This window comes from Arthrobacter sp. 18067 (assembly GCF_902706295.1).
In the GTDB taxonomy this organism is placed as follows: Bacteria; Actinomycetota; Actinomycetes; order Actinomycetales; family Micrococcaceae; genus Arthrobacter.
In genome coordinates, this window is the sequence record NZ_CACSJJ010000020.1 from 112,578 (window position 1) to 124,112 (window position 11,535).

The window sequence follows — 11,535 nt, forward strand, 5'->3', positions numbered from 1 at the left end:
GCCGGTGGGACTGCTTCCATAAGGGTTTGTGAGCTAGAGGGCGCTGCTGGCTAAACGATCAAGGGTACGCGCACGTGCCCACTTCTCAGCATCCAGCACGGACTCCACTGTTAGCTCGGAGGAGCCTGAGTGTTCGCTGAGGACGGACTCAACGGTATCCACGATGTCCGTGAACCGGATACGGCCCGCGTGGAAGGCTTGAACAGCTTCCTCGTTGGCAGCATTGAACACGGCAGGAAAAGTGCTGCCCTGTTTGGCGGCGTCCTTGGCGAGGTCCACGGCTGGGAACGCGACAGTGTCCAGTGGCTCGAAGGTCCAACTGGTGGCCTTGGTCCAGTCGCAAGCCTTGGCGGCGCGCGGGACCCGGTCCGGCCAGCCCAGACCCAGGGCGATCGGCAGCCGCATGTCAGGAGGCGATGCCTGGGCGATGATGGATCCATCCACGAACTGAACCATGGAATGCACCACCGACTGGGGATGGACCACCACGTCGATCCTGTCCAGGGGGACATCGAACAACAAGTGCGCCTCGATGACTTCCAGACCTTTGTTGACCAGGCTGGCTGAGTTGGTGGTGACCATCAGGCCCATGTCCCAGGTGGGGTGAGCCAGCGCCTCTTGCGGCGTGACGTCGTGCAACTGTTCACGAGTGCGACCCCGGAACGGACCACCTGAGGCCGTCAGGATCAGCTTTTCGACTTCCTGCTCCGTGCCGGAACGGAGACACTGCGCAATGGCCGAATGTTCCGAGTCAACGGGAACGATTTGCCCCGGGCCGGCGGCGGCTTTCACCAGGGCACCACCGACGATCAGGGATTCCTTGTTGGCCAGTGCCAGTGTTGCGCCGGTGCCGAGCGCGGCCAAGGTTGGTGCCAGGCCAATGGAACCGGTGATGCCGTTGAGGACCACGTCGCACTCAATGGCGGCGATCTGTGTGGATGCGTCCGGTCCGACGAAAATCTGAGGGGCGAAATCCCGCACGCCTGCGGCTGAGGCTGCGGCGTCAATCAGTTGCCGCAGGGTGGCTGGATCTCCCTGCGCAATTCCGACAGCCTGCGCCCGCGTGTGGACCGCTTGCTGGGCGATGAGTTCGAGATTGCCCCCGCCGGCGCTGAGCGCCACCACCTCGAAACGGTGCGGGGCGGCATCAACGACGTCAATCGCCTGTGTGCCGATGGAACCGGTGGACCCGAGGATGACGATCTTGCGCGGCTGCATGCTTCAAGTATCCCAGTCAGTAAAGAGAGCCGCGAACGGAGGGGGTTCCCACGTGGAAAACCCGAAGTGCTTGACCATCAATGTCCCGCGCGTACCGTGGAGTTGTGGAGTGGCTGTCCTGGTTCGATGCGCGGGACTACGAATTCGCCCGGCAGGTGTTGCAGCGAGGAACGGCTGCACTGTATCTGGTCGCCTTCCTCACCACGATGAACCAGTTCCCGGCGCTCCTCGGCGAGCGCGGCCTGCTACCGGTACCGGCTTTCCTCGACATGGCCCGCCGGCTGGCCAGGCCCACCCTCTTCCGCTGGCGTTACTCGGATGCCCTGCTCAAGACCGTCTGCTGGGCGGGTATCGCCGTTGCTGCCGTGCTGGTGGTGGGCCTCCCCCAAACAGGCCCACCGTGGCTACCCATGCTGGCTTTCCTAGCCCTGTGGTTCCTCTATATGTCCATCGTCAACGTCGGCCAGACCTTCTATGGCTTCGGCTGGGAGATCCTTCTCCTCGAAGCAGGTTTCGTCGCAGCATTCCTGGGCTCGGACCAGACTCCCCCGCCAACCACCATCCTTATCCTGATTGCGTGGTTGGTCTTCCGGCTCGAATTCGGTGCGGGCATGATCAAGATCCGTGGTGGCCGGGAGTGGCGGGACATGACGGCGATGTTCTACCACCATGAGACGCAGCCGATGCCTGGTCCGCTCAGCCGGCAAGCGCACCTCATGCCGCGTCCTCTGCACAAAGTGGAGGTGCTGGGCAATCACTTCGCGCAACTGGTGGTCCCGTTCTTCCTGTTCGCGCCTCAACCACTGGCCAGCATCGCAGCAAGCATCATCATCGTGACCCAGCTGTGGCTGGTGGGTACCGGAAACTTCGCCTGGCTGAACTGGGTGGCGATTGTCCTTGCCTTCGCGGCCGTCAGCGATCCGGTGGCGCATGCCGTTTTCCCGTTCATCCCACTTGATTGGCACCAAGGTGCCGATACCCCGGTGTGGTGGCTCGCCGTCGTCGTGGTTGTCACGATCCTTTTGCTGGTGCTGAGCTACCGACCGCTCCTGAACCTGTTCTCCCGGCAGCAGCTCATGAATGCCAGTTTCAATCGTTGGCGCCTGGTCAATGCGTATGGGGCTTTCGGCACGGTGACCAAGCAGCGAATCGAAATCGTGGTGGAGGGCACTACCGCTGAGGAGCCGGACGCTCCTGATGACCGGTGGCTGGAGTACAGCTTCAAGGGCAAACCTGGTGATGTCCGGCGACTCCCCCGGCAATGGGCGCCGTACCACCTCAGGCTGGATTGGCTGATGTGGTTCCTGCCGTTGCGCACCGTCCACGAGGACTGGTTCTACGCCTTTCTGGACAGACTTCTGGAGGCCGACAAGCCGACCCTCGGGCTGCTTCGCCAGGACCCGTTCGACGGCGGACGCCCCCGGTGGGTCCGCGCGCGCAGCTACCTTTACCGTTTTGCCGGCCGCGCAGAGTTCCGTGACACCGGCGAACGCTGGGTGCGGGTGCTGCTGTATGACGCCATTCCGCCAATGCAGCTCAACCCTCGACGGCGGCAACTCCCCTAGCGCTCGACGCCCGCGGTGGGGCAGTGGACTCCCTGACGACCAGGTGGGTGGCCAGTTCCACCCTGCGTGAGTCGATTTCTTCACCATTTTTCTGGCGGAGGATGAAGCTCAGAGCAGATCGTCCCATCTCTTGCAGCGGTTGCGACACAGAGGTCAGCGGCGGCACGGACTCTTCGGCTTGGTGTGTGCCGTCGAAGCCCACCAAACTCATTTCCTCTGGAATCCGGACATCCTGACGCCGAGCTTCAGCCAGGACACCGAGGGCTATGCTGTCGCTGCCGGCGAAGATGGCCGTGGGCGGATCGTCCAGGGCAAGCAAAGCCTTCATGGCGCGAACCCCGTTTTCCGGTTTGAACGGGCCCGCAGAAACATAGTCGTCGTCCACGGTGACACCTCCGGCCATCAGTGCGGCCATGTAGCCATGCAGGCGGGCTTGGCTGCACTCCGCCGTCGAAGGACCTCCAATGTAGGCGATCTTCCGGTGGCCCAACTCCAGCAGGTGCGAGGCTGCGGCCTTGCCTCCTGCCCAGTTGCTGGCTCCAACGCTGAAGACGTCTGCGGGCGGTGGATTCAGCGGATCGACAACGACGATGGGGATCTGCCGGCGCTTGAACGCCTCCAACTGGGCGGATCCAAAGGCCGAGGTCACCACGATCATGCCTGCGCGGCCTTCGTCGATCATGCGTTGTGCTCGCTCCTCCGGTCCCAAAGGCGACGCTGCCTGACGCCCGGTGATGGAGAGGATGACTTCCATTTCAGACACCGCCGCGTGCTCCATGACTCCGTTGAGGACTTCGACTCCGTAGGCCGAATTCAAGGAATCGAAAACAACCTCCACAGCGCGGTGCTCCGGGATGCTCTTGCGTTGGAGTGGCGACTTGTAGCCGGTGCGCTGCAGTGCCGCCAACACCCTGGCCCGGGTGACTTCTGCCACGTCCTCGCGGCCGTTGACCACTTTGGAAACGGTGGGCGCCGAGACACCCACCTCGGCGGCAACGGCGGCCAGGGTGAGCTTGGACGGGCGGAGATGACGTTCCACAACGCTCCTGCTTTCGAAATATTTCGGACGACACCAGTGTGGTTGATGTGAAGCAGGTTCGTCAATGGCAGGTCGAATTCCTTGAAGTCGGCCCCTTCTAGCCCTTGACGGTGATGCGGCTCACGGCTAAATTTGGTGGGCACTTCCGAAAGGATTATCGAAATATTTCGAAAAATCAACATGTTTGGACGATCGCAGTCGATCTCCTCATCGCGAAGTGTGGCTTTTTACACGAACAACCGGGCCATCAGCGTCGAGCCCGAAGGACGAATGGAAACTGCACATGAAAAACCTTAAGTTGCGTACCGCCGGAATGGCCGTTTCTGCAGCCGCACTCTCGATCGCGCTCGCAGCCTGTGGGTCCTCCGGCCCGGCCGGAACGGGAGCCTCGGCGGATTCTGCAACCATGTGGGGACTGACAGGTGGCGACCAGCCCGTGTTCCAAGCATCCGTGGACTCCTGGAACAAGGCGCACCCGGACTCAGCCATCAAACTCGACTTCTTCGCCAACGATGCCTACAAGACCAAGGTCCGCACCGCCGTCGGCGCCGGCCAAGGGCCCACCCTCGTCTACGGCTGGGGCGGCGGCGTCCTCAAGTCCTACGTAGACGCCGGCCAAGTGGATGACTTGACGGGCTTCCTCAAGGAGAACCCCGATGTCCAGAGCCGCTACCTCCCATCCATCCTTGAAAGCGGCGTCATCGACGGAAAAACCTATGCACTGCCGAACAACAAAGTGCAGCCCGTTGTGCTCTATTACAACAAGGAAGTCTTCGACAAGATCGGCGCCGAAGCCCCCAAGACCTGGGATGAGCTCATGGCCCTCGTGCCCAAGTTCAAGGCGGCCGGCGTGGCACCTTTCTCCTTGGGCGGGCAGTCGAAATGGCCCGACCTGATGTGGCTCGAATACTTGGTGGATCGTATTGGCGGCCCTGAGGTCTTCGCCAATATTGCTGCCAACAAGCCGGACGCCTGGTCGGATCCCGCCGTGATCGAAGCCCTGACCAAGATCCAGGAACTTGTGGATGCCGGCGGCTTCATCAATGGCTTCTCCTCCATCGCCGCTGACAGCAACGCCGACCAGGCCCTGCTCTACACCGGCAAAGCCGCCATGATTCTGCAGGGCAGTTGGATCTACCAAGGCATGAAGAAGGACGCAGCCGACTTCGTCTCGAGCGGCAAGCTTGGTTACACACCGTTCCCCACCGTCGAGGGTGGCAAGGGTGATCCGGCGAACGTTGTGGGCAACCCGTCGAACTTCTGGTCTGTGTCTTCCAAGGCCACCGAAGAGCAGAAGAAGACAGCACTGGAGTACGTCAAGGACGGAATGTTCAATGATGAGAACGTCCAAGGCCTGATCGATTCAGGCGCCGTACCTGTGGTCACCGGCATCGAAGACAAGCTGGCAGCATCTCCTGACAAGGACTTCCTGACCTACGTCTATGGCATGGCCAAGGATGCTCCGGACTTCACGCCTTCGTGGGACCAGGCGCTGACCCCGGCCCAGGGCGACGCGATGTTGGCCAACCTTGACCAGATCTTCCTGAAGAAGATCACCCCGGAGCAGTTCGCTTCCACCATGAACGCGACGATCGGGAAGTAGTCCTGTGTCAACCACAACAACCACCCGGGAGCGTTTGTCCCGGCGGGATCAGCCGTCCCGACGGACCCTGGAAAAGGGTCCGTCGGGCTGGCTGGCGGCCCCTGCCCTGGCGTTCTTCATGCTCTTCGCCATCCTCCCCCTTCTGGGAGTCCTGTTCCTCAGCTTCACCCGCTGGGACGGTCTAGGTGAGATCAAACTCGACGGACTCTCCAGCTGGAACACGGTCCTGGCCGATCCCGTCACGGGCAACGCCCTGTTGGTCACAGCCAAGATCATGTTCTTCTCCTTCATCGTCCAAGCACCCATCAGCCTTTTGCTCGGCGTCTTCACCGCTGCCAGCCAGAAATACCGGGCGGCCTTGGCTGTTCTCTACTTCGTGCCGCTGCTGTTGTCCTCGGCCGCCGTGGCCATCGCGTTCAAGGCCCTGCTGGATCCGAACTTCGGACTCGGCCCCGGCCTGGGACTGCCGTTCCTGGCGCAGGACTGGCTGGGTAACTCCGACCTCGTGCTGTTCGTGGTGGTCTTCGTGATCGCATGGCAGTTCGTGCCGTTCCACACGCTGATCTATCAAGGTGGCGTGCGGCAGATCCCCACCTCGCTGTATGAGGCGGCGCAAATCGACGGCGCCGGACGTATCCAGCAGTTCTTCAACATCACCTTGCCGCAACTCAAATACACCATGATCACGTCCTCCACCCTCATGGTGGTGGGATCCCTGGCGTACTTCGACCTGATCTTCGTGCTCACAGCCGGCGGCCCGGGCTACTCCACCAGGTTGCTTCCGCTGCACATGTACCTCACCGGCTTCAAAGCCAACGACATGGGAGCGGCGAGCGCCTTGGGAGTGATCCTGGTGGTCATCGGACTGGCCTTGGCCCTCTTCCTTCAACGACTCGGCGGCAAGAACCGCAACGCCAGCCAATTGGAAGGTGCGTAATGGCTTCCACGACCCAAATCCCCACAGTACCGGCTCCGCTTCCGGCGCCGGCGACCACCCGCCGTCGGCCCCAAAAACTTGGCCGCTCGCGGCCAAACTTCCTGGGCGGCCTGGGCGGTTGGCTTTGGTTGGCGATCATCATCGTGCCCGTCTATTACGTGGTGATCACCAGCCTGAAGAACCAGGCAGGTTTCTTCACCTCCAACCCGATGTTGCCACCGGCAGAGCCGACACTGGACAACTACAAGCTTGTCCTGGAGAACGACTTCGCAAGGTACTTCGCCAACAGCCTTATCGTGACGCTGGGCAGCGTAGTTCCGGCGCTCTTCGTCGCGTTCATGGCGGCCTACGCGATCGTTCGGGGCAAGGGCAGGTTCCTCAGCTGGACGAACAACGTGTTCCTGCTTGGCCTGGCCATCCCCTTGCACGCCACGATCATCCCCATCTATTGGATGATCACCAAGGCCCACATGTATGACACCTTGCTGGCCTTGATCCTGCCGTCCATTGCCTTCGCGATCCCGGTCTCCGTGCTCATCCTGTCCAACTTCATGCGGGATGTTCCCAACGAGTTGTTTGAGTCGATGCGGCTGGACGGTTGCTCGGACTGGGCCATGATGTGGCGCCTCGCGCTCCCCATGACCAAGCCCGCTGTCATCACGGTTGGCATCTACAACGCACTCCATGTGTGGAACGGATTCCTGTTCCCGCTGATCCTCACCCAAAGCCCGGAAACCCGGGTTCTGCCGCTGTCACTGTGGACCTTCCAGGGTGAGTTCAGCGTCAACATTCCGGCGGTGCTTGCCTCGGTCGTATTGGCCACGCTCCCCCTGCTGGTGGTTTACGTGGTGGCCCGCCGGCAATTGCTCAGCGGTTTGACCGCCGGATTCAGCAAGTAACTGGTTTCAGCAGAAAGGAACACCTCATGACGGAACCAAAACCCCTACGGGTTGGCATGGTGGGCTACGCGTTCATGGGCGCGGCGCACTCCCACGCCTGGCGGACGGCGCCGCGCTTCTTCGACCTGCCCCTCATCCCGGAACTCACGGCAGTGGCCGGCAGGAATGCGGAAGGTGTGCGGGCGGCAGCCAGCAAGTACGGCTGGGCCTCCGTAGAGACCGATTGGCGCCGGTTGATCGAGCGGGACGACATCGACCTCATCGACATCTGCACCCCGGGTAATACCCACGCCGAGATCGCCATCGCCGCCCTCGAGGCCGGCAAGCATGTCCTGTGCGAAAAGCCCTTGGCCAACTCTGTGGAGGAAGCGGAGAAAATGACAGCTGTGGCGCAGGCTGCAGCCGAGCGCGGGGTCCTTTCCATGTGCGGTTTCAGCTACCGCCGGACACCTGCGCTGGCCCTTGCCAAGCGGATGGTGGACGACGGACGTTTGGGCGACATCAGGCACGTCCGCGCCCAGTACTTGCAGGACTGGCTCAGCGACGCCGACGCGCCGCTGACCTGGAGGTTGGACAAGTCCAAGTCCGGGTCCGGTTCGCTGGGAGACATCGGGGCACACAGCATCGACGCCGCTCAATGGATCACCGGCCTCAACATCACTGGTGTCTCGGCCCTGCTGGAGACCTTCGTGAAGGAACGCCCTGTGGGCGGCGACTTTGTGGGTCTCGGCGGCCATGGTGGCGCCGAAGGACCTCGCGGTCCCGTGACCGTCGACGACGCAGCGCTGTTCACCGCCCGTTTTGAGGCCAGGCACGACGACGGCGCTGACGCCGGCTCAGGGTCCGGGGCTCCTTCCGGCCCCATCGGCATCTTCGAAGCCACACGTTTTGCGCTTGGACGCAAGAACGCCATGCGCCTGGAACTCAATGGCACCAGGGGATCCATCGCCTTCGATTTCGAGGACATGAACTCCCTCCAGTTCTACGATTCGGCCTTGGAACCTGACGCCGGGTTCCGGAAGATCATGGTCACCGAGCCATCCCATCCCTACACCGCCAACTGGTGGCCCACCGGGCACGGCCTTGGCTATGAACACGGCTTCACGCATCAGGTGGTGGACCTCGTGAATGCCATCGGCGCAGGCGAGCAGCCCTCGCCGTCGTTCGCTGATGCTTTGCAGGTGCAGAAGGTACTGGCCGCCGTCGAGGCGAGCGCAGACAACTCAAGCCGCTGGCAGAACGTCGACAAGGAGCCATCATGAACCGACCCATCACCCTCTTCACCGGACAGTGGGCCGACTTGCCTTTCGAGGAAGTGGCACGGCTCGCCGGAGAGTGGGGTTTCGACGGTTTGGAGATCGCCTGTTGGGGCGACCATCTGGATCCGCAGCGCATCGTAGAAGACGACGCCTATTTGCAGGCCAAGCTGGATGTCCTGGACAAGCATCACCTCAGCGTCCACGCCATCGCCAACCATCTCACCGGACAGGCGGTGTGCGATGACCCCATCGATGAGCGGCACAGGGACATCCTTGCGCCGGAAGTGTGGGGCGACGGCGAACCGGAAGGCGTTAGGCAGCGGGCCGCCGAAGCAATGAAGACCACGGCCCGCGCGGCCGCCAGGCTTGGGGTCAAGACCGTCACAGGCTTCACGGGATCCTCCATCTGGAAATGCGTGGCGATGTTCCCGCCGGCCTCGGACGCCATGATCGAGCGCGGGTACCAGGACTTCGCGGACCGATGGAATCCCATCATGGACGTTTTCGACGAAGTGGGGGTCCGTTTCGCGCTCGAAGTCCACCCCTCAGAAATTGCTTACGACTACTGGACTGCCAAGCGCACTCTGGACGTGATCGGCCACCGGGAAGGCTTCGGCCTGAACTTCGATCCCTCCCATTTCATCTGGCAGGACCTGGACCCGGTGATGTTCCTCCAGGACTTTGCGGACAAGATCTTCCATGTCCATGTGAAGGAATCGGTCCGGCAGCTCAATGGGCGCAACGGCCGGCTCGGCTCCCACCTGCCGTGGGCTGACCCGCGGCGCGGTTGGGACTTCGTCACAGCCGGCCACGGCGACGTGAACTGGGAGCCGATCTTCCGCACGCTGAACGCTATCGGCTACGAAGGACCTACCAGCATCGAATGGGAGGACGCCGGCATGGACCGGCTGGTCGGCGCCCCCCAAGCGCTGGCCATGGTTCGTGGCCTGGCCGCCATACGACCTCCGGCTGCCGCATTCGATGCTGCTTTTGCAACGCGCTGACCGCAACAAACCCTGGCTCACTGAGATACGCCCCGAAACGAAGGAAACCATGACAAGCAACAACAAGACAGCGCTGGTGGTCCGCGGCGGATGGGACGGACACCAGCCGGTGGAAGCAACCGAGCTGTTCATTCCCTACCTGAAGGACAACGGCTACGACGTCCGGGTGGAGGAATCCCCCAAGATTTACGCGGACCCCGACTACATGGCCGGCGTCGACCTGATCGTGCAGTGCATGACCATGACCACCATCGAGAAGGACGAATTCGAAGGTCTCCGCTCCGCCGTCGAGAACGGCACCGGGCTTGCCGGCTGGCACGGTGGCATTGCTGACTCCTACCGCAACAACTCCGACTACTTGCACCTGATCGGTGGCCAGTTTGCCTGCCACCCGGGCAAGCACGCTGACCAGCGGATCGGCGAGCAATCCGACAACTACGTCCCGTATACCGTGAACATGCTGCCTGCTGCCGCCGGGCATCCCATCACCCAGGGAATCGGCGATTTCGATCTCGTCACGGAGCAGTACTGGGTCCTCAGCGATGATTACATCGACGTTTTGGCGACCACCACCCAGAAGGTCCGCGAATGGGACCCGTGGAACCGTGAAGTGACATCCCCGGCCATCTGGACCCGTCAGTGGGGCAAGGGCAGGATCTTTGTCAGCACTCCGGGTCACCGCGTGGAAATCCTCCAGGACAGCAACGTCCGCACCATCATCGAAAGGGGCATGCTGTGGGCATCCCGATAAACGTAGGAGTCATCGGCTGCGGCGCCATCATCGCCCAGTACCTGACCAACTTCCGTCGGCTGGATTCCATCAACCTGGTGGCCGTTGCTGACCTCGATCCCGCCCGCGCCCAGGCCGTTGCCGACTCGTATGACGGCGTCCGGGCACTTACCGTGGACCAGCTCCTGGCAGCGGACGACGTTGAGCTGGTCCTGAACCTGACCATCCCCGCGGCACACGCGGACATCGCGCTCAAGGCAATAGCCGCAGGTAAGTCGGTCTACGGTGAAAAGCCGCTGGCTGCCACCACCGGGGAGGCCCGCGAAGTACTCGACGCTGCGGCCGCAGCAGGTGTGGTGGTTGGCTGCGCACCTGACACGGTGCTGGGTACAGGTATCCAGACCGCCCGGAAAGCGATCGACGACGGACTGATCGGTGCACCGGTCTCGGCAACGGCCACGATGGCAACTCCAGGTCATGAACGCTGGCACCCCAACCCCGACTTTTACTACCAACCTGGCGGCGGACCCCTTTTGGACATGGGGCCGTACTACGTTTCGGCACTGGTCACGTTGCTGGGCCCTGTGGTCTCGGTGGTGGGCGCGGCGAGCCACACGCGCAGCGAACGCACCATCGGGTCCGGCCCGCGAGAGGGCCAAAAAGTTCCGGTGGATATCGACTCGCACGTCACCGGTGTCCTGGTCCACGCGTCCGGAGCCCTGTCCACGCTGTTCATGAGCTTCGACGCCGTGAAAACCAAGAGCCCCAACATCGAGGTCCACGGGCAGACCGGTTCGTTGATCGTCCCGGACCCCAACCACTTCGACGGGGACGTCCAACTCTTCGCGCTCGGCGCCGAAGAGTGGGAGACACTCCCAGTCTCCGCTGGCTATGTGGACTCGGGCCGGGGCTTCGGAATCGCCGATCTGGCAGCTACACCCGCCGGACAGGAACCACGCGCCGGCGGCCAGCTCGCGTTCCACGCACTGGAGGTCATGGAGTCGGTGCTGGACTCGGCCAAGACAGGACAGTCGGTAGCCATCAAGAGCACGGTCGCACGGCCCGCCTCGGTGGAATTGGCTGAACTCTCGACGGGGGTACGCGCCTAGCTGTTCATACCCGTGCCGAGATGGCAGTTAATGCCCATGTTTCGGGGCAAAGTCATAGGGTCGTTGCAACGCTCTGATTGATGGAGCGTTTCATGGTCAAGTTGTTTCCTTCGGGTGCGCGTGCCGAGTTTGTTGATTTGGTGTGTGCGGGGGTCTCGGTTCTTGAGGCTTC

Annotated in this window: 10 protein-coding genes; 8 read left to right on the forward strand and 2 right to left on the reverse strand. The window is 62.3% G+C overall.

Annotated elements, in window-relative coordinates:
* Positions 1–33 precede the first annotated feature (33 nt).
* Positions 34–1,218, reverse strand: coding sequence for a 1-deoxy-D-xylulose-5-phosphate reductoisomerase (gene dxr / locus GVL04_RS18975; RefSeq protein WP_159707394.1), 1,185 nt, complete (start codon positions 1,216–1,218; stop codon positions 34–36).
* A 104-nt stretch (positions 1,219–1,322) separates the two neighbouring features.
* Here dxr and GVL04_RS18980 point away from each other — a divergent pair, with 104 nt between their 5' ends.
* On the forward strand, positions 1,323–2,783 hold the full coding sequence (locus GVL04_RS18980) for a lipase maturation factor family protein (RefSeq protein ID WP_159707428.1): 1,461 nt from the start codon (positions 1,323–1,325) through the stop codon (positions 2,781–2,783).
* Here GVL04_RS18980 and GVL04_RS18985 read toward each other — a convergent pair.
* Complete coding sequence (locus GVL04_RS18985; protein ID WP_159707396.1) at positions 2,755–3,822, reverse strand: LacI family DNA-binding transcriptional regulator; 1,068 nt, start codon at positions 3,820–3,822, stop codon at positions 2,755–2,757. The two genes, GVL04_RS18980 and GVL04_RS18985, sit on opposite strands and share 29 nt — an antisense overlap.
* A gap of 283 nt (positions 3,823–4,105) precedes the next feature.
* Here GVL04_RS18985 and GVL04_RS18990 point away from each other — a divergent pair, with 283 nt between their 5' ends.
* Genes GVL04_RS18990 through GVL04_RS19020 form a run of 7 tightly spaced genes read left to right on the forward strand, consistent with a single transcriptional unit; the run spans position 4,106 to position 11,363 of the window.
* A complete protein-coding gene (locus GVL04_RS18990; RefSeq protein ID WP_159707398.1) occupies positions 4,106–5,425 on the forward strand; it encodes an extracellular solute-binding protein in 1,320 nt (439 codons plus the stop codon).
* A 4-nt stretch (positions 5,426–5,429) separates the two neighbouring features.
* Positions 5,430–6,362 carry a carbohydrate ABC transporter permease gene (locus GVL04_RS18995; protein ID WP_159707400.1) on the forward strand — a complete coding sequence of 311 codons (933 nt, stop codon included), beginning with the start codon at positions 5,430–5,432 and terminating at the stop codon, positions 6,360–6,362.
* Positions 6,362–7,261, forward strand: a complete 900-nt coding sequence (locus GVL04_RS19000; RefSeq protein WP_159707402.1) for a carbohydrate ABC transporter permease — start codon at positions 6,362–6,364, stop codon at positions 7,259–7,261. The genes GVL04_RS18995 and GVL04_RS19000 overlap by 1 nt, the downstream gene beginning before the upstream one ends.
* 26 nt (positions 7,262–7,287) lie before the next feature.
* Positions 7,288–8,523, forward strand: a complete 1,236-nt coding sequence (locus GVL04_RS19005) for a Gfo/Idh/MocA family protein (protein ID WP_159707404.1) — start codon at positions 7,288–7,290, stop codon at positions 8,521–8,523.
* The gene (locus tag GVL04_RS19010; RefSeq protein WP_159707406.1) at positions 8,520–9,524 is read left to right on the forward strand and encodes a sugar phosphate isomerase/epimerase; all 1,005 of its coding nucleotides are present in this window, start codon (positions 8,520–8,522) and stop codon (positions 9,522–9,524) included. The genes GVL04_RS19005 and GVL04_RS19010 overlap by 4 nt, the downstream gene beginning before the upstream one ends.
* A gap of 49 nt (positions 9,525–9,573) precedes the next feature.
* Entirely contained in the window at positions 9,574–10,275 is a 702-nt protein-coding gene (locus tag GVL04_RS19015) for a ThuA domain-containing protein (protein WP_159707408.1), read from the forward strand.
* Positions 10,260–11,363 (forward strand): Gfo/Idh/MocA family protein, encoded by a 1,104-nt coding sequence (locus GVL04_RS19020; RefSeq protein ID WP_159707410.1) that lies wholly within the window; start codon positions 10,260–10,262, stop codon positions 11,361–11,363. Before GVL04_RS19015 ends, GVL04_RS19020 begins: the two co-directional genes overlap by 16 nt.
* Positions 11,364–11,535: the final 172 nt, after the last annotated feature.